Source organism: Ensifer sp. LBL (assembly GCF_050435225.1).
Lineage (GTDB): Bacteria > Pseudomonadota > Alphaproteobacteria > Rhizobiales > Rhizobiaceae > Ensifer.
This window is the reverse complement of record NZ_JBNDJY010000006.1, coordinates 204,437-227,524: the sequence shown is the minus strand read 5'-3', so window position 1 is coordinate 227,524 and position 23,088 is coordinate 204,437. Positions and strand designations below refer to the sequence as shown.

Genomic DNA, 23,088 nt, shown 5'->3' with positions numbered 1-23,088 from the left:
AAGCGCTCACGAGCCCGCAGCCGCCTTCTCGATCGCCGGCAGCAGACCGGTTTTCACGCTATTTTCGTCGAACGGGCCGACGCGCTTGTAGAGGATCGTGCCGTCAGCGCCGACGAGATAGGATTCTGGGATACCGTAGACGCCCCAGTCGATCGCTGCCTTGCCGCGCGGATCGACGCCGATGGCGGAGAAGGGATTGCCGAGTTCGCCGAGGAACCTGAGCGCGTTTTCGTTCTGGTCCTTGTAGTTGATGCCGACGACGGTCAGCCGCGGATCCTTCGACAGTTCCAGGATGAAGGGATGCTCCTGCCGGCAGGGCACGCACCAGGAGGCCCAGACGTTGACGAGCGTCAGCTTGCCCTTGATCGCCGCATCGGTCAAAGCCGGCATCGGCTGGCCGTCACGGGTGGCGCCTTCGAGCACCGGCATGTCGAGCTTCGGGGCCTTGGTGCCGATCAGCGCCGAGGGGATTTCGCTCACATCCTTGCCGGAATTGAGCTGGCTCCAGAAGATCGCGGCAAGCGCAGCGAAGATGATCAGCGGCAGCGCCGCCAAAATGTAGCGCATCGGCCCAGGCTTACGCTCCTCGCCGCGCGGGGCGGGGATGTTTCTCATGGCGTTTCTCCCGGGGCGTGACCGGCGGAGCGCCGGCGGATGCCGGAAGCCTCAAGTTCGGCCAGTTCGCGACGGCGGGCGCGACCGTCGAAAACGACCCAGGCGATCAGCCCGAGCACCGTCACCGTCGCGATGCCGTAGCTTGTGAAAACATAGGCGGCGTGGCTCATCATTACGCGCGGGCTCCCCGTCCGGCAGCACGGGCCGCGAGACGCCTGAGTGCTGTGACGCGCCGACGCAGGATTTCATTGCGCATGGCGGCGATGTGCAGCGTGAAGAACAGCAGCGTAAACGCGATCGCCATCACGATCAGCGGCCGCAGGAATTCCGGATCGATCGTCGGCCCGTCGAGCCGCATGACGCTCGCCGGCTGGTGCAGCGTGTTCCACCATTCGACCGAGAACTTGATGATCGGGATGTTGACGAAGCCGACCAGGACCAGAATGGCCGAAACCTTGGAGGACCGGGCGGGATCGTCGATCGCGCGGTTGAGCGCCATCAGCCCGAGATACATGAGAAACAGCACGAAGACCGAGGTCAGCCGCGCGTCCCAGACCCACCAGGTGCCCCACATCGGCTTGCCCCAGAGCGAGCCGGTGACGAGCGCCAGGAAGGTGAAACAGGCACCGATCGGCGCTGCAGCGCGCGAGGAGACGTCGGCAAGCGGATGGCGCCAGACGAGCGTACCGAGGGCGGCGAGGGCCATCACCGAATAACACATCATCGACAGCCAGGCGGCCGGCACGTGCACATACATGATGCGCACCGTCTCGCCCTGCTGGTAGTCGCCTTCCGTCGTGAAGGAAAGCCAGATGCCGGCAACGAAGAACAGCGCCGTCAACCCGGCAAGCCAGGGCAGCAGACGGTCGGCCAACGCCAGGAACCGCGTCGGGTTGGCGAGATCGCTGAATTTGCGGATGGCCAGGCTGTTTTCGCTCATGTTGGCTCTTTAACGCTTAAGGCGCCCGGCTGCAATTGATCCGCGTCAATAGCCCGATCACGATCGAGTTGGAGCGCGGACCATAAATATGTTCGATCTGAACAGTTTAGCGCCAAATCCATGGGAACGCCGCAAACACTTTCGCCCGTTCTGGCGCGATTGCGTCAATCGGACGCGTGCCGAAGGGCGGCAGCGGCGGCGACCGGGCCGATGACGGCAAAGAACAGGGTGATCGCCGCAAGGATCATCAAAGGCGGCAGGAACGGAGCCGGATCCTCGATCGCCGCATAGACGGCGCTGACGCCGAAGATCAGCACCGGGATCGCCAGCGGCAGCACCAGGATCGATACCAGCAGCCCCCCACGCGGCAAAGACACGGCAACGGCCGCACCCACTGCACCGATGAAGGTGATCGCCGGCGTGCCGATCAGAAGCGTCAGCATGGTGGCGCCGATGGCGATCTCGCTCATGTTCATGAAGAGCCCGAGCAGTGGCGAGGCAATCACGAGCGGCAGGCCGGTCGCCGCCCAATGGGCCGCGCATTTGACGAAGACGGTGGCAAGCAGCGGCGTTTCCTGCATCAGCATCAGGTCGAGCGAGCCATCGTCGCGCTCGGCCTGGAACAGCCGATCGAGACCGAGCAGCGAGGCGAGCAGCGCCCCAATCCAGAGAATGGCGGGTCCGATGCGCGAAAGCAGGTTCAGGTCCGGACCGACGCCGAAGGGAATGACCGCCACCACCGTCATGAAAAAGAGCACGCCGATCATCGCCCCGCCACCGGCGCGGATCGACAATTTGAGATCGCGGAAGAAGAGCGCGATCATAGCGGCAGTGTCCGGTTGGGCACGGGCGCGTTTTCCGGCAATGGGCGTCCAGGCATCGCGTCCCTATGCATCATGCCAGTGGTCTCCCGCCAGATGCTCAAACCCCGTCATGTGCAGTTCCTTCGTGCGGTCGAGCCCGAGCGGCTGGTGGGTCGCCGCAATGACGATGCCGCCCTTGCCAAGATGTGCCTTCACCAGGTCGGCAAACAGCCGGTCAGCGCCGGCGTCAAGGGCTGCTGTCGGCTCGTCGAGGATCCAGATCGGCCGATAGGCAATGAGCAGCTTCGCCATCGCCATGCGCCGCTGCTGTCCGGCCGAGAGATAGCCGAAGGGCAGATGGGCGATATCCGGCAGGCCGACCGCTTCGACGGCCTCGGTGAGCGTCGCGCCCTTCCCCTCTGGTGAATCACCCATGAAGTCCCGCCAAAAGGAGAGATTTTCCGCGACGGTCAGTTCGCGCTTCATCGCGTTGCGGTGTCCGAGATAGTGGCTGAGCTCGGATGGATGGGCTATTTCCGGGGGGGCATTCTCAAGTTTCAGATGCCCGCTTTCGGGCCTCAACAACCCTGCCAGAACCCGCAGCAAAGTCGATTTTCCTGACCCGTTGGGGCCTGTCACGACAAGGGCTTCCGAGGCGTCGAGAACAAAGGAAATATCGTTAAAAATCAGATCCTCACCGCGCTTCGCGCTCAACCCTTCAGCCATGAGGCGCATGAATTTTCAGCTTCCCTTCACTCTCTTTGTCGCAGGGCAAAAAAAGTCCCCTTTCGACCTTCGTTGCTCTGGCACGTTTTGGAGAAATTATCTATAAGGCGGCCAACACGCCAGCGGTCGGCGTGAATTTCATCCAAGCGCCGAACATGGAATGAATTTCCACGTACGGACAGCGGAAATGGCCGCACCCGCATCCCAATTCGCGCTTCACAGGCGCTCGGGCGTTCGTACGTCAGTTTTTGGCGATCAGACGGAACGGGGTATTATCCAGTGTCCAAGTCCCTAGATAGCTTCAATTGTCGCTCCACGCTCACCGTCAACGGTGTGGACTACGTCTATTACAGCCTGCCCAAGGCTGAGGCGAACGGTCTCGCCGGCGTATCCAAGCTTCCCTACTCGATGAAGGTTCTGCTCGAGAACCTGCTGCGCAACGAAGATGGCCGCTCCGTCACCAAGAAGGACATCGAGAACATTGCCGCCTGGCTCAACGACAAGGGCACGGCTGAAAACGAGATCGCCTACCGTCCGGCCCGCGTGCTGATGCAGGACTTCACCGGCGTTCCCGCCGTCGTCGACCTCGCAGCGATGCGCGACGCCATGGTCTCGCTCGGCGGCGACCCGGAGAAGATCAACCCGCTCGTTCCCGTCGACCTCGTCATCGACCACTCCGTCATCGTCGACGAATTCGGCACGCCGAACGCCTTCGCCCGCAACGTCGAACTCGAATACGAGCGCAACGGCGAGCGCTACCGCTTCCTGAAGTGGGGCCAGCAGGCATTCAAGAACTTCCGCGTCGTGCCTCCGGGCACCGGCATCTGTCACCAGGTCAATCTGGAGTATCTGGGCCAGACCGTCTGGACCCGTGAAGAAGATGGCGAAATCACCGCCTACCCGGATACCTGCGTCGGCACCGACAGCCACACCACCATGATCAACGGTCTCGGCGTTCTCGGCTGGGGCGTCGGCGGTATCGAGGCGGAAGCCGCGATGCTCGGCCAGCCGGTCTCCATGCTCCTGCCCGAGGTCATCGGCTTCAAGCTGACCGGCAAGCTCAAGGAAGGCGTTACCGCGACCGACCTCGTGCTCATGGTCGTCCAGATGCTGCGTAAGAAGGGCGTTGTCTCGAAGTTCGTCGAATTCTTCGGCCCGGGCCTCGACAACATGACGCTCGCCGACCGCGCCACCATCGGCAACATGGGCCCGGAATACGGCGCGACCTGCGGCTTCTTCCCGGTCGACAGCGAAACCATCAACTACCTCACCATGTCCGGCCGCGAAGAGAGCCGCATCGCTCTCGTCGAAGCCTATTCGAAGGCGCAGGGCATGTGGCGCGACGGTGACGGTTCCGAGCTCGTCTTCACCGACACGCTCGCACTCGACCTCGGCGACGTCGTTCCGGCCATGGCTGGTCCGAAGCGTCCGGAAGGCCGCATCCCGCTCGAAAACATCGCCTCGGGCTTCGCAACCGCACTTGAAGGCGACTACAAGAAGCCGGGCCAGCTTTCGAACCGCTACGCCGTCGAAGGCACCGATTTCGATCTCGGCCATGGCGACGTTGCCATCGCCGCGATCACGTCGTGCACCAACACCTCCAACCCGTCGGTCCTGATCGCTGCCGGCCTTCTTGCCCGCAATGCGGTCGCCAAGGGCCTGAAGTCCAAGCCGTGGGTCAAGACCTCGCTCGCACCGGGATCGCAGGTCGTCGGCGAATACCTCGCCAAGTCCGGCCTGCAGAAGGACCTCGACGCGCTCGGCTTCAACCTCGTCGGCTTCGGCTGCACGACCTGCATCGGCAACTCCGGCCCGTTGCCGGCGCCGATCTCGAAGACGATCAACGACAAGGGCCTGATCGCCGCCGGCGTTCTCTCGGGCAACCGCAACTTCGAAGGCCGTATCTCGCCGGACGTCCAGGCGAACTACCTCGCCTCGCCGCCGCTCGTCGTCGCCTACGCGCTTGCAGGTTCCGTCCAGAAGGACCTCACCAGCGAGCCGCTCGGCGAAGACAAGGACGGCAAGCCGGTCTTCCTCAAGGACATCTGGCCGACCTCCAAGGAAATCCAGGAGTTCATCTTCAAGTACGTCACCCGCGAACTCTACGCGACCAAGTACGCCGACGTGTTCAAGGGCGACGAAAACTGGCAGGCCGTCCAGGTTCCTCCGGGCCAGACCTACGCCTGGGACGACGGTTCGACCTACGTGCAGAACCCGCCCTACTTCGTCGGCATGGGCAAGTCCGGTTCGGGCATCTCCGACATCAAGGGCGCCCGCGTGCTTGGTCTCTTCGGCGACAAGATCACCACCGACCACATCTCGCCGGCCGGTTCGATCAAGGCTGCCTCGCCGGCTGGTGCCTACCTCATCGGTCATGGCGTCGGCGTTGCCGACTTCAACCAGTACGGTACGCGTCGCGGCAACCATGAGGTGATGATGCGCGGCACGTTTGCCAACATCCGCATCCGCAACCACATGCTCGGCCCGAACGGCAAGGAAGGTGGCTACACCATCCACTATCCGTCGAAGGAAGAGATGTCGATCTACGACGCTGCCATGCAGTACAAGGAAGAGGGCGTTCCGCTCGTCATCTTCGCCGGCGTCGAATACGGCAACGGCTCGTCGCGCGACTGGGCTGCCAAGGGCACCAACCTGCTCGGCGTCAAGGCCGTCATCGCGCAGTCCTTCGAGCGTATCCACCGCTCGAACCTCGTCGGCATGGGCGTCATTCCCTTCGTCTTCGAAGAAGGCACGACTTGGGAATCGCTGGGCCTCAAGGGCGATGAGATCGTCACGATCGAAAACCTCGCCAACGTCCAGCCGCGCGAAAAGCGCGTTGCCAAGGTCACCTATGGCGACGGCAGCGTGAAGGACGTGCCGCTGGTCTGCCGTATCGATACGCTGGATGAAGTGACCTACGTCAACAACGGCGGCATCCTGCAGACGGTTCTGCGCGACCTCGCTGCTTAATCGCGCGAGCGCAAACAAGGCTCTGGAGCCGGGACGCCGAAAGGCGCCCCGGCTCTTTCTTTGAGGTGCAACTGCCACGATCCGGGTGCTGGATCACACTCACTTGCCACCTCACTCCAACGTGACTTCCCGTTGATGCAGGGGCGTCGTATGTAGTGAACTCCCCCACAAGGAGTAGGCCGACGGCCGGTAACGAAGTGACGCCATGACATCCGCAGACCGTTCTTTCATTCGTCCTGTTGCACTGGCTCTCGGGCTGCTCGCAGCCGCCAGTACCCCCGTCGGGGCGCAGGAGAAACAGGCGGTCAAGGGCGTTGTCGAGCTGTTCACCAGCCAGGGCTGTTCGTCCTGTCCGCCGGCGGATGCGGCGCTGAAGTCGCTGGTCGACGAAGGCGATGTGGTGGCGCTCGCCTATCACGTCGACTACTGGAACTATCTCGGCTGGGCCGACACGCTGGCATCGAAGGAAAACACCGAGCGGCAATATGCCTATGCGCGCATGCTCGGTCGCAACGGCGTCTACACGCCGCAGGCGATCCTGAATGGCCGCGACCATTTGAATGGCGGCAACCTGCAGGCAATCAAGACGCGGCTGGAAACGATGAAGGCGGAAGGCAAGGGGCTTGCCGTTCCCGTCGACGCCAAGATCCTCGGTGAAGAAATCCAGATCACCGTCGGCAGCGGTATCGGCAAGGCCAATGTCGTCGTCGTCTATTTCGATCGCGCCAAGATCGTGAAGATGGAAAAGGGGGAAAACAGCGGCAAGGAAGTCCCCTATTGGCATGCGGTGCGTGACATTCAGACGATCGGCATGTGGGACGGCCAGCCTGCGACCTTTACGCTGCCGGCAACGGTGCTGACCGAGCGCCCCGGAAACAGCGGCTGCGCGATCCTGCTGCAATCGATGAAGGACAAGGAAACGCCGGGCGCCATCATCGGCGCTGCGGCCGTGCTCGCCGGCCCTCAGGGCAAATTGTAGGGACGGCGAAGCGCAAGGGGTTGGTTCGGCCCGGCAGCATCGAGGGGCTGGGGCTGAGGGTTCGAAGTTACCGGACCGAACCGGCCATAACTGCGTTCGGTGAACTCCCGCAGCATGACGATCTGACCGGACATACGGTGGCAACGACTCTGTCCGTCAGCGCCCGCGAGTTTTGCGATGAATTGGGGCGCCGGTTTGACTGAAATGGGGCAGAGGCAAGAAATGACCTCACCGTCCCATGGCTTCCGGCTTGCTTTTCGGCTCGTGTCAGGCACACTGTAATCGTTCTGTCACAACAGAAGGCCGGATTGCCGATGACCGATGAGCCGGATTTGCCGCAAGGCGAGGCGCGCCATCAGCGCGAGACCACTTCCGAAGTGGTCGTCGATCTTCACGAATACAAGAACGCCAAGAACGCTCCCCCCATCACTTTCCATCGCCGCGAATTGGACCAGATCCTATGGGTTTACGGCCGCATGGTCGGCGAAGGCGAATGGCGGGACTACGCCATCGACCACCTGAGGGACCGCGCGGTCTTCTCGGTGTTCAAGCGTTCGGGCGAAATGCCGCTCTACCGGATCGAGAAGAACCCGAAACTGGCCGCGAAACAGGGCGCCTATAGCGTGCTGAACATTCACGGCACGATCCTGAAACGCGGCCACGAGCTCGCCCAGGTGCTCAAGGTATTCGACAAGGTGCTGAGGCTGGTGGAAACCTGACCACCCGGGAAAGGGTGCGATCAGGGCGCACGCCGACGTCACAGGCGGCAACGGCACGATTTGCCTATACGCGCTGCGAGCGCGCTTCGCCGACCGAGATCCTTCAGCAAGCGACGATCACTGGTAGAGCGTGTCCGGATAGACGTCTTCCGGCGGGTCGGTCGCCTGGCCTTCGCCGAGCGCGAGCTGCATGATCGTCGTGTCGAGCCAGCGGCCGTGCTTGAAGCCGGTTGCTTTCATCGTGCCCTGGAGTTCGAAGCCGAGCGACCGGTGTACGGCGATCGAGGCCGGATGGGCACCGCCGATCACCGCGACCATCTGGCGGAAGCCGAGCTCCGTGCAACGCCGGACGAGTTCGACCAGCAGCGCCTTGCCGGCGCCCTTGCCGCGGGCTTCCGGCGCCAGGTAGATGGAATCCTCGACCAGGAAACGATAGGCCGTGCGCGTGCGGAAACCGGATGCGTAGGCATAGCCTATGATCGTCCCGCCCTCGTCTACCGCGACCATGTAAGGGTAGCCGTTGCCGATGATCGTTTCGAACCGGGCCCGCATCTCCTTTTCGGATGGCGGGTTGATCTCGTAGGTCGCAACGCCGTGCAACACGGATTCGCGATAGATCTCGGTGATGACGGGAAGATCGGCCAGGGTGGCGTCGCGCAGGGTCAGGGACATGGCTTTAGACTTGATCCCAAGGTTTCGTCGTCCTTTCACTCCCACGGAGCCCGGACGCTTTCAAGCTGCTTCAAGAAACAAAAAAGGCGGCCGAAGCCGCCTTTTCCGTCTGCTGTTCAGACTTAGTTGTTCCGGTTCCCCATGAACTGGAGCAGGAACATGAACAGGTTGATGAAGTCGAGGTAGAGCGTCAGCGCGCCCATGATCGCCTTGCGGCCGGCAACGGTGCTGTCATCGGCTTCAAAGTACATTTCCTTGATCTTCTGCGTGTCGTAGGCGGTGAGGCCTGCGAAGATCAGCACGCCGATCACGTTGATCGCGAAGGCGAGCGCCGAAGAGCCGAGGAAAATGTTGACGATCGACGCGATGATGACGCCGAACAGACCCATGATCAGGAACGAGCCCATGCCGGACAGGTCCTTCTTCGTGGTGTAGCCGTAAAGCGACAGGGCGCCGAACGAAGCGGCGGTCACGAAGAACGTCTGAACGATGCTCTGGCCGGTGTAGATCACGAAGATCGACGACAGCGACAGGCCCATCAGGGCGGCATAGATCCAGAACGTCGTCTGCGCGGCAGAAACGCTCATGCTATTGATGCGGAAGCTCATGAAGAACACGAGTCCCAGCGGCGCCAGCATCACCACCCACTTCAGCGGGCTCGTGTAGATCGCAGCACCGAAGGCAGTCAGCTGGCCATCCGAAAACGCCATCTGGAAGGCCAGGTAGGCCGCGACGCCAGTGATCGCCAGACCAAGCGCCATCAGGTTGTAGACCTTCAGCATGTATGCGCGAAGGCCTTCGTCAATCACGGCACCCGCCTGAGCGCCGGCGGGCGACATTCGGGTTTGGTAATTTCTCAGATCAGCCATTGTTTCCTCATTCAAGCTCCGGTGGATGTTACGGTGTCGGGCGGCGAGTATCGCCCTGGAAGATGATCTTCCACGCCCAGGCGCCGCTGCGGAGCTCCAGCATGCCTGTGGACAAATATGATGCCGAAACCCGCTGCACACAAGACCCGGCACTCCCGGATTCCGTTGCACCGGACCGATTCAGTCCGGTGCAATAGGGATTTACGGTTAACTCGGCACGGTCAAAGTTCGCGCAGGACCGGCGCCGCCTTCTGCCCGAGAATGCGCCATGTACCGGCAAGTCCGATGCCGACCGTCATCACCAGCGCCGCTACAACCGTCACGATCGCCACGTCGGGCAGGAAGCTCGAGGGTAGCGTCATGATGCGGTTGACGACGAACCAGGCGGCGATACCGCCGGCAAACAGCGCAAAAACGGCGGTTGCAAGACCGAGGATTGCGTATTCGTAGCTGAAGGCCTTGATGAGCGTCACCCGCGTTGCCCCCAGCGTCTTCAGGACGACCGCGTCATGGACGCGCGCCCGGTTGCCGGCAGCAAGCGCGCCGGCCAGCACCAGCACGGAAGCGACCAGCGCCACGGCCGCCGCCGCCCGGATCGCCGTTGCCAGCTGTCCGAGCAGACCATTCACAATGTCGAGAGCGTCCTTCACCCGCACGCTGGTGATCGTTGGATAGGCATTGGTGACGGCCTTCAGGACCGCCGCCTCCTCTTCCGGCGTCGCCGACGGATCGATCACCGTCGCCAGCCAGGCATGCGGTGCGCCGGCAAAGGTATTCGGCGAGAACACCATGACGAAGTTGATCGACAGCGATTCCCACTCGACATTGCGGAAGTTGGCGATCTTGGCCGTGATGTTGCGGCCGAGCACGTTGACGGTGACCGTATCGCCGATTTTCAGGCCGAGTTCGCCGGCCTCCTCGGACGAGAAGGAAACCAGGGGTTCGCCACTGTAGTCGGCCGGCCACCAGCTGCCCTCGGACAAGGTCGAGTTCTCCGGCTTGTTCTTGGCGTACGTGATGCCGCGGTCGCCGCGCAGCACCCATTGGCCTGCGGGCGGCACGTTGCGGCTGTTCACGTCCTCGCCATTGAAGGCGGTGATGCGGCCGCGCAGCATCGGCACCTCGATGACCTTGCCCTTCGGGATCGCCTGGTTCAGCACCGAACGGAAACCTTCGATCTCGCTGCCCTGGATATCGACGAAGAAGAAGTTCGGCGCGCGCTCCGCCATGCTGCCGGTGAGTTCGCGGCGCAGGTTGCCGTCGATCAAAGCCAGCGTCACGAGCAGCGCAAGCCCGAGGCCGAGCGACAGCACCACCGAGGAGGTCAGCGCACCCGGACGGTGAATGTTGCCGATCGCCAGCCTGAGAGCCGGCGAATTGACCCGCGGGCTGCGGCGCGCGAGCCAGGCGATCGCAAGCGCAACGGCCCTCAGCACGATGAAGGCGAAGGCGATCGCGCCGAGGAAGACGAGCGAAATGTAGCGGTCGTAGGCCGTAAAGATCGCCAAGCCGGCGAGCGCGGCAAGGCACGCAACGGCACCGAGCAGATAGGGCCATGCCGGAAAGCCCGAGGGGTCGAAGCCCTGCTGGCGGAAGAGCGCCGTCGCCGGAATGGCGCGCGCCCGGCCGAGCGGCAGGATGGCGAAGGTCAGCGCCGTCAGCACACCGAACAGCGCGGCAAGCCCGAGTGCCCCCGGATAGAGATGGAAAGCGGTCGAAATCGGCAGCAGGTCGGCCAGGAATTGCGCCGCGACAAAGGGGATCAGTGCGCCGAGCACAAGCCCGATGACGATGCCGATCAGGGCGATCATCAGGATCTGCGCGAGATAGATCATCGCCACCAAGGCGGCAGGCGCCCCCAGACATTTGAAGGTCGCGATCACGCTGCGCTTGGCATCGAGATAGGCGCGCACCGCATTGGCGACGCCGACGCCGCCGACGATCAGCGCCGTCAGGCCGACAAGCGTCAGGAACTGCGAGAAGCGGGTGATGTTGGCCGTCAGCGCCGGTGCGGCGTTGCCGCTGGTGCGGATCGACCAGCCGGCGGCCGGCTGGCTTTTCTCCGCCTCGGTGCGAATGGCGGCGACCCCTGCCGGGTCGGCAAGCTTCACCTTGTATGTGTGCTCGACGAGGCTTCCGGTCTGCACCAGTCCCGTCGCCGCCAGGGCTTCTTCCGAAACCATCAGGCGCGGCGCGAAGCCAAAACCGTCGGAAAGCGCGTCCGGCTCGCGTGTGATCGTGCCGGCGATCCGGACACGGGCGTTGCCGAGAAGGATTTCGTCTCCGACCTTGACGTCCAGGCGATCGAGCAGCAGAGGCGCCACGACCGCACCGAAGACGTCGCCGTCACGGGCGATGAGGTCGTGCAACGGCCGGTCGGGTTCGCTTTCCAGCGTGCCGTAGAGCGGATAGGCCGCATCGACGGCCTTCAGTTCCACCAGTGCCTGGTTGGAACCATCGGGCAACCGCGCCATCGATCTGAGGCCGGCGGAAACCGCAACGGTTCCAAGGCCATCGAGATAGGCGCGCTCTTCGGCCGTTGCGACACGATTGTTGAGCTCGAAGCGGATATCGCCTGCGAGCAGTTCCTGCCCTTGCGAGGCGATCGTCGCGGTGATCGATTGCGACAGCGAGTTGACGCCGGCAATCGCCGCGGTCCCGAGCGCAATGCAGGCGAGGAAGATGTAGAAGCCCTTGAGCCCGCCGCGCATTTCACGCAGCGCCAGCCTGAGGGCAAGCAGCGGCCTCAGCCGTACCGAAGGCGCGCCGATCATGCGGAGGCCGCCTGCTGGACCGGCGCCACCGCCATGGGGTCCGCCGCACCGCCGGCAACGATCTCGCCCGAGCGCACCCGCACCTGCCGCGCGCAACGGTCGGCAAGGGCGGCGTCATGGGTCACGAGCACGAGTGTCATGCCACGGTCACGCTGTTCGGCGAAAAGCAGATCGGCGATCTGCCGTCCGGTTTCGGCGTCGAGGTTACCGGTCGGTTCGTCGGCGATCAGAAGCTTCGGCGAGGGCGCAAGCGCCCGTGCGATCGCAACGCGCTGCTGCTCGCCGCCCGAGAGCTGGCCGGGATAGTGGCTGAGCCGCTCGCCGAGGCCGACGGCGACAAGCTCCTTGCGCGCAATCTCGAAGGCGCCGGGGACATTGGCAAGCTCAAGCGGCACGGCGACGTTTTCGAGCGCCGTCATGTTGGGAATGAGGTGGAAGGACTGGAAGACGATGCCGATATTGCGTCCGCGAAAGTCCGCGACCCGGTCCTCGTCGAGCCGGTGCAGCGGCGTGCCGTCGATAACGATCTCGCCGCGATCCAGCCGCTCGAGCCCGGCAAGCACCATCAGCAATGTCGACTTGCCCGAACCGGACGGGCCGACGATGCCGACGGATTCTCCGGCATCGATCGTCAGGCTCATACCCTTCAGCACATGCACCGAGGCGGCCGCCTCGCCCAGCGTCAGATCCGCGTTTTTAAGTTCGATGATGGTGCTGGCCAAGCGAAACAACCCTATATGAAACGAAGTGGGGAACAGAAACGGCATTCGGGATTTAGGAACAGGCCCATGGCATTAAAAGGATTTCAACGGGTTTTCTTGGCACTGATGATGACATTTGCGTTATCATGCACGGCACGCGCCGAGACGATCAGCCTCATCGGCTTCGGCGACAGCCTGATGGCGGGTTATCAGCTTCCGCCGGAGGACGCCTTCCCGGCCCGGCTGGAAAAGGCGCTGAAGGAAAAGGGCTTCGACGTGACGATCGCGAACGCCGGCGTTTCCGGCGACACGAGTTCCGGCGGTCTTGCCCGCATCGACTGGTCGGTGCCGGATGGTACCAAGGGCGTGATCCTTGAGCTCGGCGCCAACGACGCGCTGCGTGGCATCGCGCCTGAAGAGACCCGTAAGAACATCGAGGCGATGATTACCCGATTGAAGGACCGCGGCATCGCCGTGCTGCTGGCCGGCATGATGGCGCCGCCGAACATGGGCTCAGACTACGCCGCCCGCTTCAACCCGATCTATCCGGAACTCGCCGAAAAATACGGGCTGGAACTCTATCCGTTCTTTCTCGATGGCGTGGTGACCGAGGCCAAGCTCAAGCTCGAAGACGGCATGCATCCCAATGGCGACGGCGTCGGCGTCATGGTCGAGAAGGCCTTGCCCGTCGTCGAGCGGTTTCTGGCAACGCTGAATAAGACGGAGTGATGACATCGTCCACAGTTAAGACAACGTTAATATTCTGAAGCGTCAAATACCAGTTGCGTGCAGATGCGATGCGTGATTCGCTAAGACATCTGCAAGAGATTCGGGGAGCTCGCCATGCCGAGACTATTCACCGCCCTCGAAATTCCGCGCAATGCTGCAATGAGTCTTTCATTGCTGCGCGGAGGTCTTCCCGGAGCTCGCTGGATCGATGTGGAGAACTACCACATCACCCTGCGCTTCATCGGTGACGTCGACTGGCGCACCGCCGACGAGATCATCGACAAGCTCGATCGGATCGAACGCCCCGAATTCCAGCTGCAGTTGACCGGCACCGGCGCCTTCGGCTCGAAGAAGCCGCATTCGGTCTGGGCCGGCGTCACCAATCATCCGGAAATGTATGCGCTGCAGGCCGAAATCGAGCGCATCTGCCAGCGGCTCGGACTGGGGCCGGACCCGCGCAAGTTCACCCCGCACGTGACGCTCGCCCGGCTGCGCTCCAGCCGTGTCGAAGACGTGGTCGAGTACCTCTCCGGGCGCGGCAACTTCATGACCTCGCTCTTCAACGTTTCCCGCTTCGTGCTGCTCTCGTCGCGCGATTCGGTCGGCGGCGGACCCTACCTGACGGAAGAGGTCTTCCCGCTTCATGAGGTGCGTTCGCCGAACCTTTCGAGCAACGACGAACATCCGGCCTCAAGCATCTGGTAAAGCGCCTCGAAGGCTTCCGGCCCGTCATAGTAGGGATCCGGCACGTCCCGGCTCTTGCCTGACGCATAGTCGAGAAAGAGATGCACCTTCTGTGCCGTGCCCGCAGGCGCGAGCCTTCTCAGCGTACGAACATTGTTCTCGTCCATGCCGATGATGATGTCGAAATCGTCGAAATCTGCCGCCGCCACCTGGCGGCCGCGCAACGCAGAAATATCGATGCCGTGCTGCCGCGCCGCCTGGATTGATCGCCGGTCCGGCGGATCGCCGATATGCCAGGCGCCAGTTCCCGCCGAATCGACCTCCAGCGCGAAAGCCAATCCCTTTTGCTCCGCCAAGGCGCGCAACACGCCCTCGGCAAGCGGCGACCGGCAGATGTTGCCGAGACAAACGAAAAGAACTCTGACCGGTTTCATGCTATTCAGATTCGAAGGCTGGAGACAGTGGACGCTTATACGCGACAGCTCGGCCTTCGAACAGACGGATGGGAGGAAGAGAGCAATGGCAGCGGAGAAACTGGACGAGGCGGCGATTGCCGACAACCTGCACAAGATGGAAGGTTGGGTGCGGGCCGAAGACGGCAACTCGATCTGGAAGGCATTCCGCTTCAAGAACTTCGTCGAGGCCTTCGGCTTCATGACCGAATGCGCGATCGTCGCCGAGAAACTCAACCATCACCCGGAATGGTTCAACGTCTACAATCGCGTCGACGTGACGCTCACAACCCATGACGCCGGCGGATTGAGCGAACTCGACTTCAAACTGGCTGCGCGCATGGACAAGGCAGCGGCCGGCCGCATGCCCGATCATTTGAAATAGAACAGCCAATCCCCATATTGTGAAGCGCTGCAACAGCGGAAGCGGGACGATGGACGACATCAAGATCGGTGAAATTCTCTTGCCGGGGGAAGAATCCGAGCAGGAGCGGCGGGAAAAGCGCGTGAAGCGCCGCTTCTGGCCCACCTTTCGAAGGGCTGCCCGGCAGATCCCCTTCAGCCGCGACCTGGTCGCCGCCTACTACTGCGCCATCGATCCGAAGACGCCGACGCGCACCCGCGGCATCCTGCTTGCCGCCCTCGCCTACTTCGTGCTGCCGATCGATATCATCCCCGACGTGCTGGCCGTCGTCGGCTTCTCCGACGACGTGGCCGTCTTGACCGCGGCCTTTGCTGCGATCAGCGGGCAGATCAAGGAAACGCACTATACCAGGGCCGACGAGACACTGGCCGATACACCAGAGAGCTGACGTCGGACGCACGGCTGTCCGGTTGTGGCGCCCCATTCCCGCCCAAAAGTCAAACTCTTGCCCAATTCTTTGTGGCATACACATGCAAATGACGCCGGCCGCGCGATTTGGCGTGGCTGACGTCAAAGATTGGCTTGGGGCAGGAAACCTTCCGGAACGGCATTCCGAGGCAAGGCGCATCCGGCATCGGACCCGGTTCGGCGAAGATGCGAAGCGGCGGTCGGAAAGCATTGCGCAACGGGGCGAACCGCTCCGTTTCGGGGCTAAAAGCCGAGGTTTTCGGCCATCGTTGACGGTTTGGTAACCTGAATTAAGTCAAAACAAATTCAAATGATGACTACGCGTCGCCCGTCTAACCTGTTTCGGGTGATCGAAGAGCAAGAAAAGCGGCAGGACCTCATGTTTGTAAGAAAGATCGCAACCGCAATCGCACTCGTTCTGGCGACCGCCAGCATGGCTGCCGCCCAGTCTCCGACGCGCATCCAGCAGTTCAACGCCTGGGGCGCCTATTCCTACAACGCCGGCGGCGGCAAGGTCTGCTACGTCCTCTCGGTTCCCAAGGACAAGAGCCCGGCCGGCGTCGACCACGGCGACATCTTCTTCCTCGTTTCCCAGCGCCCCGGCCAGAACATCAGCTACGAGCCGCAGGCGATGATGGGCTACCCCCTCCAGGAGAACTCCAAGGTCAACGTCGTCATCGACGGCCGCACCTTCGTGATGTTCACCAAGGGCAACTCCGCCTGGGTCGAAAACGCTGCCGAAGAACCGGCCCTCGTCGCCGCGATGAAGAACGGCAAGGCCATGTCGGTCAACGCCAAGTCGCGCAAGGGCACGGCAACCTCCTACTCCTACTCGCTCTCGGGCATCTCCGCTGCGCTGAAGCAGATCGAGGCCTGCAAGTAATCACGGGACGACACGTCACGCGCAAAGGGCCGGCTGCAAAGCCGGCCTTTTGCGTTCACGGCCCCTGCCGCGTGACTCCGGGCCAAAACAATGCTAAAGCCCGGCCCAACTTGAGAGCCTCCGCGCCCCGATTGGCCGCTTTCGATGGCTCGACCGATTTCAATTCGCGCATCAGGACGATTTCCGGACCCGCTCTCCGGACGGCCTCACGCCGTATGACAGGACATCATGAGCATGGCAGCCACTGAAATTCTGAACCGGGTGGAAATCGCCAAGGCGCCCCAAGTGCGCGCAGCCATAGAGGCGGAAAAGCCGTCGCTGATCGGTCTTCTGCGCGAGGACATGGCCAAGGCGCTGGTCGAAAAGGGCGTGCCGGAGCGCCAGGTCAAGATGCGCGTCAGCCAGCTCTGGCATTGGCTCTATGTGCGCGGCGTCTCCGACTTCGACCATATGACGAACGTATCCAAGGACATGCGCGAGATGCTGAAGCAGCATTTCACCATCGCACGCCCGGAGATCGTCGAAGAGCAGATTTCCGGTGACGGCACCCGCAAGTGGCTGCTGCGCTTCCCGGCGCGCGGCGCCGGCCGTCCAGTCGAGATCGAGACCGTCTACATTCCCGAAGAAGGCCGCGGCACGCTCTGCATTTCGAGCCAGGTCGGCTGCACCCTTACCTGCTCGTTCTGTCACACCGGCACGCAGAAGCTGGTGCGCAACCTGACGGCCGAGGAAATACTCGCCCAGCTCCTGCTCGCCCGCGACCGGCTCGGCGATTTCCCCGAGCGCGACACGCCGCAGGGTGCGATTGTGCCGGCGGAAGGCCGCAAGATCACCAACATCGTGATGATGGGCATGGGCGAACCGCTCTACAATTTCGAGCATGTGAAGACCGCCCTCCTGATCGCCTCTGACGGCGAAGGCCTGTCGCTCTCCAAGCGCCGCATCACGCTGTCGACCTCCGGCATCGTGCCGGAAATCTATCGCACCGGCGAGGAAATCGGCGTCATGCTGGCGATCTCGCTGCATGCCGTGCGCGACGACCTGCGCGACATGCTGGTGCCGATCAACAAGAAGTACCCGCTGAAGGAGCTGATGGACGCCTGCCGCGCCTATCCGGGCCTTTCCAACGCTCGCCGTATCACCTTCGAATATGTGATGTTGAAGGACGTCAACGACAGCCTGGAAGACGCCAAGCAACTGGTGAAGCTGCTGAAGGGCGTGCCGGCGAAGATCAACCTCATCCCCTTCAACCCCTGGCCGGGCACCAACTACCAGTGTTCCGACTGGGAGCACATCGAGAAGTTCGCCGACTTCATCAACCAGGCCGGCTACGCATCGCCGATCCGCACGCCCCGCGGCCGCGACATTCTCGCCGCCTGCGGCCAGCTGAAGTCGGAATCGGAACGCATGCGCAAGGTCGATCGCCTCGCCTTCGAGGCGATGATGATCGCCAACCACGGCGAAGATTGAGCCGTAGCGCCTGCTTGCGGTTCCTCCGCACTGCCATCACCCATCGATGAAGAACTTTGATGGGTGATGCAGATCCTATCGATTGATTTCATGTCCCCGGTTTCCTAAGAAAGCGGGAAATCAATTCAGGAGGACAACCCATGCGCTCACTTCTCATCGCCCTTGCCGCCACGGTGGCATTCACTCTGCCCGCCCGTGCCGATGAGGTGACCGTCGCTGTGACCGCGATCGTCGAGCACCCGGCGCTCGACGCCGCCCGCGACGGCGTGAAGGATGCGCTGGCCGCCGCCGGCTACAAGGAAGGCGAGAACCTCAAGTTCCTCTACGAGTCGGCCCAGGGCAACCCGGCGACCGCCGCCCAGATCGCCCGTCAGTTCGCCGGCGAAGCCCCGAACGTGATCGTTCCGATCTCCACGCCGTCGGCCCAGGCGGTCGTCTCCTCGACCCGTGATATCCCGGTCGTCTTCACAGCCGTGTCCGACCCGGTCGGCGCGCAGCTGGTCAAGGACATGGACAAGCCCGGCGGCAACGTCACCGGCCTCTCCGACATGTCACCGGTTGCCGAGCACGTCGCCCTGATTAAGGAAATCCTGCCGAACGCCAAGTCGATCGGCTACCTCTACAATTCCGGCGAGGCCAACTCCGTTTCGCTGCTCGCGGTGCTGAAGACCGAAGCCGAAAAGGCCGGCCTGACCGTCGTCGAGTCCGCCGCGACCAAGTCGGCTGAAGTCCAGGGTGCTGCCCGCGCTCTCGTCGGCCGCGCCGACGCGATCTACGTGCCGACCGACAACACGATCATCTCCGCGCTCGAAGGTGCCGTCGCCGTCGCCGAGGAAGCCAAGCTGCCGCTCTTCACCGCCGACACGGATTCCGTTGCCCGCGGCTCGCTCGCAGCCCTCGGCTTCAACTACTACGATGTCGGCAAGCAGACCGGCGAAATCGTCGTTCGCATCCTCAAGGGCGAAAACCCGGGTGACATCGGCGTCAAGGTTGCTGCCGGTTCCGACCTGGTGATCAACAAGAAGGCCGCCGAGAAAATGGGCGTCACCCTTCCGGAAAGTGTCGTAAAGCGCGCAACCCGCGTCGTTGAATAACGCTTTCGACCTTTTCAGGTTCAAGTTTGTTGCGTTTTGCCCGCCTCCGTTCCATACGGGGGCGGTTCGCTATGAGGGGCCTGATCCTTTGGATCGCGGGGCCGCTCCGAAAGTTCTGAGCCGCACATGCGCCGGCCTTGGGCCCCATGTGCCAAGCGGGAGCGTCGCGCCCATAACGACAACCACGCGCGACACGTAAAAAGAGGGTCTGGGGTTGAGTCTAATCGCTTTCTGGGGAGCCGTGGAACTGGGGCTGGTCTACGCCTTCGTCGCCCTTGGCGTCTTTCTCGCATTCCGGGTGCTCGATTTCCCCGACCTGACCGTCGATGGATCCTTTCCGCTGGGGGCAGCCGTTACCGCCGTGCTGATCATCGCCGGCGTCAACCCGTGGCTTGCGGCCTGTGTCGCCATGGTGGCGGGTGCCGCCGCCGGCATCGTCACGGCGATGCTCAACGTGCGCTTCAAGATCCTCAACCTGCTCGCCTCGATCCTGACGATGATCGCGCTGTTCTCGGTGAACCTGCGCGTCATGGGCAAGCCGAACGTCGCGCTGATCAATGCCGACACGATGCTATCGCCCTTCTACGGCCTCGGCTTGCGCGATTTCTACGTCCGGCCGCTGTTCATCGGCGTGCTCGTCGTCGTCGCCGTCATCATCGTCTGGCGCTTCCTTGAGAGCGATGCCGGCCTTGCGATGCGCGCCACCGGCGCCAATGCCCGCATGGCCCGCGCACAGGGCGTCGACACCAACCGCCAGATCTATCTCGGCATGGCAATATCCAACGCGCTCGTCGCCTTCGGCGGCGCGCTCTTTGCCCAGACCAACGGTTTCGCCGACGTCACCTCGGGCGTCGGCACGATCGTCGTCGGCCTCGCAGCCGTCATCATCGGCGAGACGCTGCTCGGCGCCCGCGGCATCCTGATTGCGCTCATCGGCTGCGTGCTCGGCTCTATCCTCTACCGCATCGCCATCCAGCTGGCGCTCTCGACCGACATGCTCGGGCTGCAGGCTTCCGACCTCAATTTCGTCACCGCAGCTCTCGTCACCTTCGCCCTCGTCCTTCCCCGCCTGCGTCGTGGAGGTGCGGCATGATCAGCGTCAACAATATCCAGGTCATCTTCGGCAAGGGAACGCCGCTGCAGAAGCAGGCGCTGAACGGCGTCAGCCTGACGATCGAGCAGGGCTCGTTCGTCACCGTCATCGGCTCCAACGGTGCCGGCAAGTCGACGCTCCTCGGCGTGCTCGCCGGCGACGTGCTGCCGAGTGCCGGCCAGGTGACGATCGGCAAGACCGACGTCAGCCGTAAGGGCACCGCCGCCCGCGCCGGCCTCGTCGCCCGCGTCTTCCAGGATCCGCTGACCGGAAGCTGCGGCGCGCTCTCGATCGAGGAAAACCTGGCGCTCGCCGCCAAGCGTGGCGAGGCACGCGGCCTCGCGGCCGCCCTCGGCCCGAAGCGCCGCGAGCATTTCCGCGAGCGCATCGCCGAGCTCAACCTCGGCCTTGAAAACCGCATGGGCGACCGCATGGATCTTCTGTCCGGCGGCCAACGTCAGGCGGTCTCGCTGGTCATGGCGACGCTTGCCGGCTCCGAAGTGCTGCTGCTCGACGAACACACGGCAGCGCTCGACCCGGGCATGGCCGAATTCGTGATGAACCTGACGCAGAAGATCGTTTCCGAGCGAAAGCTGACGACGATGATGGTGACCCACTCGATGCGCCAGGCGCTCGACTACGGCCACCGCACCATCATGCTGCACGGTGGCGAGATCGTGCTCGACGTCGCCGGCGACAGCCGCAAGGAACTGCAGGTAGAAGACCTTATCGCCATGTTCCGCCGCATCCGCGGCCAGACGCTCGACGACGACGCGCTGCTCATCGGCTGATCCGGCCTGCTCGACAACTGTTGCTGCCCCTCATCTGCCTGCCGGCATCTTCTCCCCGCAGACACGGGGAGAAGAAAACCCGCGGCGATCGCTCGGTCCCCATCAGGCTTTTGCATAGGCCGCAATCGGCCAGTCCTCCAAGCTTGCCTGCATCACCAACGGTCCCGTTTCCCGCCGAACAGTGCGGCATGCGCTCTTCTCCCCGTCAGAACGGGGAGAAGATGCCGGTAGGCAGATGAGGGGCAAAGCTTCCGGTAAAAATTACCGCGCCGTCGTCATGAAAATCTTCACCGCGAACACCGAAAAGACGCCGGCGAAGCTGAAGTCCAGTGCCCGCATCACGCCCCTGTTGCGCTGCAGCCAGGAGGCAAGCCAGTCGGCAGTGAAGACGACCAGCATGTTCACCGGCATGCCGATGGTGATGAAGAACGCGCCGAGGAACAGAAGCTTGCCGGTGACCGAGGGATCGTCGGCGCTGACGAACTGCGGCAGGAAGGTCATGAAGAAAATGATGACCTTGGGGTTCAAGAGGTTCACCCAGAATCCAGCCGAGATGTTGGCAAGCGCCTTGCCTTCCGTCGGCTCGACCTTCTGCACCGAGATGCTGGAGCCGAAGCGGATCGCCTGGATGGCAAGCCACAGCAGATAGGCGGCACCGCCGGTCTTGAGGATGGCAAAGGCGGTCGGCGAAGCGGTGATCAGCGCCGAGATGCCGAAGGCGACGAGCAGCGTATGCACGACGATGCCGAAGCTGGTACCGAGCACGACGAAAAGGGCTGCCTTCTTGCCCTGGGCGAGCGCCCGGCTGATCGAAAGCGTCATGTCCGGGCCGGGCGTGGCTGCCAGAAGCAGCGTCGCAGCCGCGAAGGTCAGGAGGGTCGGCAGGCTGGGAATGAAGTCCATCATCGTTTCCTCGGCGCGGGGGTCGCCTCCAGTAATCATGCGCCTGCGCTTTTGCCAGCGGATTCGCATCGTCAGGCGTTCTAGCGCTTGTATCGCCGCAGGTTCTGGCTAAAGTGCCGCAGATTTGCACGCGGCATCGCCGCCCTCCCCAAGACCAGACGGACGGAAACCATGGCATCGCATAAAGACGTGAAAAAGGTCGTTCTCGCCTATTCGGGCGGTCTCGACACCTCGATCATCCTGAAGTGGCTGCAGACCGAACTCGGCGCGGAAGTCGTCACCTTCACCGCCGACCTCGGCCAGGGCGAAGAGCTCGAGCCGGCCCGCAAGAAGGCCGAGATGCTCGGCATCAAGGAGATCTACATCGAGGACGTCCGCGAGGAGTTCGTCAAGGATTTCGTCTTCCCGATGTTCCGCGCCAACGCCGTCTATGAAGGCGTTTACCTGCTCGGCACCTCGATCGCCCGCCCGCTGATCTCCAAGCACCTGATCGATATCGCCAAGAAGACCGGCGCCGACGCGATCGCCCATGGCGCGACCGGCAAGGGCAACGACCAGGTTCGCTTCGAGCTTTCGGCCTATGCGCTGAACCCGGACATCAAGATCATCGCGCCGTGGCGCGACTGGTCGTTCAAGAGCCGCACCGACCTGCTCGAATTCGCCGAGAAGCATCAGATCCCGGTTGCCAAGGACAAGAAGGGCGAAGCGCCGTTCTCCGTCGACGCCAACCTCTTGCACTCCTCCTCCGAGGGCAAGGTTCTCGAAGACCCGGCACTGGAAGCCCCTGAATACGTGCACATGCGCACGATCTCGCCGGAAGCCGCTCCGGATCAGGCGACCGTCATCAAGATCGGCTTCGAGCGCGGTGACGCCGTCTCGATCAACGGCGTACGCCTGTCGCCGGCAACCCTGCTTGCCAAGCTCAACGAGTACGGCCGCGACAACGGCATCGGCCGTCTCGACCTCGTCGAGAACCGCTTCGTCGGCATGAAGTCGCGCGGCGTCTACGAGACCCCCGGCGGCACCATCCTGCTTTCGGCGCACCGCGCGATCGAGAGCATCACGCTCGACCGCGGCGCTGCCCACCTCAAGGACGAGCTGATGCCGCGCTACGCCGAGCTGATCTACTACGGCTTCTGGTTCTCGCCGGAGCGCGAGATGCTGCAGGCGGCGATCGACAAGAGCCAGGAACATGTGGAAGGCGAAGTGACGCTCAAGCTCTACAAGGGCAACGTCATGGTCATCGGCCGCGAGAGCGACAAGTCGCTCTACTCCGACAAGCTCGTCACCTTCGAGGACGACCAGGGCGCCTACGACCAGAAGGATGCCGCCGGCTTCATCAAGCTCAACGCGCTGCGTCTGCGCACGCTGGCCGCGCGCAACCGCTAA

24 protein-coding genes are annotated in these 23,088 nt (G+C 63.0%); 13 read left to right on the top strand and 11 right to left on the bottom strand.

Annotated features, from left to right (window positions below; all coding sequences use genetic code 11):
• Positions 1-6 precede the first annotated feature (6 nt).
• The 5 genes from OKW20_RS24140 to ccmA form a co-directional block, all read right to left on the bottom strand.
• Complete coding sequence (locus tag OKW20_RS24140; RefSeq protein ID WP_043622321.1) at positions 7-615, bottom strand: DsbE family thiol:disulfide interchange protein; 609 nt, start codon at positions 613-615, stop codon at positions 7-9.
• Positions 612-788, bottom strand: coding sequence for a heme exporter protein CcmD (gene ccmD / locus OKW20_RS24135; protein ID WP_082006145.1), 177 nt, complete (start codon positions 786-788; stop codon positions 612-614). The genes OKW20_RS24140 and ccmD overlap by 4 nt, the downstream gene beginning before the upstream one ends.
• Positions 788-1,555: a heme ABC transporter permease gene (locus tag OKW20_RS24130; RefSeq protein WP_429176275.1), complete on the bottom strand. Its 768-nt coding sequence runs from the start codon at positions 1,553-1,555 to the stop codon at positions 788-790. The genes ccmD and OKW20_RS24130 overlap by 1 nt, the downstream gene beginning before the upstream one ends.
• Positions 1,556-1,719: 164 nt before the next feature.
• Entirely contained in the window at positions 1,720-2,379 is a 660-nt protein-coding gene (ccmB, locus tag OKW20_RS24125) for a heme exporter protein CcmB (protein WP_192451037.1), read from the bottom strand.
• A 63-nt stretch (positions 2,380-2,442) separates the two neighbouring features.
• A complete protein-coding gene (gene ccmA / locus OKW20_RS24120) occupies positions 2,443-3,093 on the bottom strand; it encodes a heme ABC exporter ATP-binding protein CcmA (protein WP_429176272.1) in 651 nt (216 codons plus the stop codon).
• Positions 3,094-3,363: 270 nt separating this feature from the next.
• Between ccmA and acnA the strand changes: the two genes are divergently transcribed.
• The 3 genes from acnA to OKW20_RS24105 all read left to right on the top strand — a co-directional run bounded on the left by acnA (position 3,364) and on the right by OKW20_RS24105 (position 7,752).
• Positions 3,364-6,054, top strand: a complete 2,691-nt coding sequence (acnA, locus tag OKW20_RS24115; RefSeq protein ID WP_043622309.1) for an aconitate hydratase AcnA — start codon at positions 3,364-3,366, stop codon at positions 6,052-6,054.
• Positions 6,055-6,259: 205 nt separating this feature from the next.
• A complete protein-coding gene (locus OKW20_RS24110; protein ID WP_043622306.1) occupies positions 6,260-7,033 on the top strand; it encodes a DUF1223 domain-containing protein in 774 nt (257 codons plus the stop codon).
• Positions 7,034-7,347: 314 nt separating this feature from the next.
• Positions 7,348-7,752 carry a DUF2794 domain-containing protein gene (locus OKW20_RS24105; RefSeq protein ID WP_034802844.1) on the top strand — a complete coding sequence of 135 codons (405 nt, stop codon included), beginning with the start codon at positions 7,348-7,350 and terminating at the stop codon, positions 7,750-7,752.
• Positions 7,753-7,869: 117 nt separating this feature from the next.
• Here the strand turns inward: OKW20_RS24105 and OKW20_RS24100 are convergent, their stop codons facing one another.
• The 4 genes from OKW20_RS24100 to OKW20_RS24085 all read right to left on the bottom strand — a co-directional run bounded on the left by OKW20_RS24100 (position 7,870) and on the right by OKW20_RS24085 (position 12,789).
• Complete coding sequence (locus tag OKW20_RS24100) at positions 7,870-8,424, bottom strand: GNAT family N-acetyltransferase (RefSeq protein WP_192451042.1); 555 nt, start codon at positions 8,422-8,424, stop codon at positions 7,870-7,872.
• A gap of 122 nt (positions 8,425-8,546) precedes the next feature.
• The gene (locus tag OKW20_RS24095; RefSeq protein WP_402325893.1) at positions 8,547-9,293 is read right to left on the bottom strand and encodes a Bax inhibitor-1/YccA family protein; all 747 of its coding nucleotides are present in this window, start codon (positions 9,291-9,293) and stop codon (positions 8,547-8,549) included.
• Between the two features lie 221 nt (positions 9,294-9,514).
• Positions 9,515-12,067, bottom strand: a complete 2,553-nt coding sequence (locus OKW20_RS24090; RefSeq protein WP_429176269.1) for an ABC transporter permease — start codon at positions 12,065-12,067, stop codon at positions 9,515-9,517.
• A complete protein-coding gene (locus OKW20_RS24085; protein ID WP_429176265.1) occupies positions 12,064-12,789 on the bottom strand; it encodes an ABC transporter ATP-binding protein in 726 nt (241 codons plus the stop codon). Before OKW20_RS24085 ends, OKW20_RS24090 begins: the two co-directional genes overlap by 4 nt.
• 66 nt (positions 12,790-12,855) lie before the next feature.
• Here OKW20_RS24085 and OKW20_RS24080 point away from each other — a divergent pair, with 66 nt between their 5' ends.
• Positions 12,856-13,497: an arylesterase gene (locus tag OKW20_RS24080; RefSeq protein WP_429176262.1), complete on the top strand. Its 642-nt coding sequence runs from the start codon at positions 12,856-12,858 to the stop codon at positions 13,495-13,497.
• A 114-nt stretch (positions 13,498-13,611) separates the two neighbouring features.
• Positions 13,612-14,202, top strand: a complete 591-nt coding sequence (gene thpR / locus OKW20_RS24075) for an RNA 2',3'-cyclic phosphodiesterase (protein ID WP_043622298.1) — start codon at positions 13,612-13,614, stop codon at positions 14,200-14,202.
• Here thpR and OKW20_RS24070 read toward each other — a convergent pair.
• Positions 14,139-14,615: a low molecular weight protein-tyrosine-phosphatase gene (locus OKW20_RS24070; RefSeq protein ID WP_429176251.1), complete on the bottom strand. Its 477-nt coding sequence runs from the start codon at positions 14,613-14,615 to the stop codon at positions 14,139-14,141. The two genes, thpR and OKW20_RS24070, sit on opposite strands and share 64 nt — an antisense overlap.
• 85 nt (positions 14,616-14,700) lie before the next feature.
• Between OKW20_RS24070 and OKW20_RS24065 the strand changes: the two genes are divergently transcribed.
• The 7 genes from OKW20_RS24065 (at position 14,701) to OKW20_RS24035 (ending at position 20,796) form a co-directional block, all read left to right on the top strand.
• Positions 14,701-15,018, top strand: a complete 318-nt coding sequence (locus OKW20_RS24065; RefSeq protein ID WP_043622291.1) for a 4a-hydroxytetrahydrobiopterin dehydratase — start codon at positions 14,701-14,703, stop codon at positions 15,016-15,018.
• Between the two features lie 49 nt (positions 15,019-15,067).
• On the top strand, positions 15,068-15,445 hold the full coding sequence (locus tag OKW20_RS24060) for a YkvA family protein (RefSeq protein ID WP_429176248.1): 378 nt from the start codon (positions 15,068-15,070) through the stop codon (positions 15,443-15,445).
• 399 nt (positions 15,446-15,844) lie between these two features.
• On the top strand, positions 15,845-16,348 hold the full coding sequence (locus OKW20_RS24055; RefSeq protein WP_113535432.1) for an invasion associated locus B family protein: 504 nt from the start codon (positions 15,845-15,847) through the stop codon (positions 16,346-16,348).
• A 234-nt stretch (positions 16,349-16,582) separates the two neighbouring features.
• On the top strand, positions 16,583-17,818 hold the full coding sequence (gene rlmN, locus OKW20_RS24050; RefSeq protein WP_429176244.1) for a 23S rRNA (adenine(2503)-C(2))-methyltransferase RlmN: 1,236 nt from the start codon (positions 16,583-16,585) through the stop codon (positions 17,816-17,818).
• Positions 17,819-17,958: 140 nt separating this feature from the next.
• The gene (locus OKW20_RS24045) at positions 17,959-18,912 is read left to right on the top strand and encodes an ABC transporter substrate-binding protein (protein WP_043622288.1); all 954 of its coding nucleotides are present in this window, start codon (positions 17,959-17,961) and stop codon (positions 18,910-18,912) included.
• Positions 18,913-19,126: 214 nt separating this feature from the next.
• Complete coding sequence (locus tag OKW20_RS24040) at positions 19,127-20,005, top strand: ABC transporter permease (RefSeq protein ID WP_043622284.1); 879 nt, start codon at positions 19,127-19,129, stop codon at positions 20,003-20,005.
• Positions 20,002-20,796 carry an ABC transporter ATP-binding protein gene (locus tag OKW20_RS24035; RefSeq protein ID WP_043622281.1) on the top strand — a complete coding sequence of 265 codons (795 nt, stop codon included), beginning with the start codon at positions 20,002-20,004 and terminating at the stop codon, positions 20,794-20,796. Before OKW20_RS24040 ends, OKW20_RS24035 begins: the two co-directional genes overlap by 4 nt.
• 261 nt (positions 20,797-21,057) lie before the next feature.
• Here the strand turns inward: OKW20_RS24035 and OKW20_RS24030 are convergent, their stop codons facing one another.
• Positions 21,058-21,699: a LysE family translocator gene (locus OKW20_RS24030; protein ID WP_043622278.1), complete on the bottom strand. Its 642-nt coding sequence runs from the start codon at positions 21,697-21,699 to the stop codon at positions 21,058-21,060.
• Positions 21,700-21,870: 171 nt separating this feature from the next.
• Here OKW20_RS24030 and OKW20_RS24025 point away from each other — a divergent pair, with 171 nt between their 5' ends.
• A complete protein-coding gene (locus tag OKW20_RS24025) occupies positions 21,871-23,088 on the top strand; it encodes an argininosuccinate synthase (RefSeq protein ID WP_034802869.1) in 1,218 nt (405 codons plus the stop codon).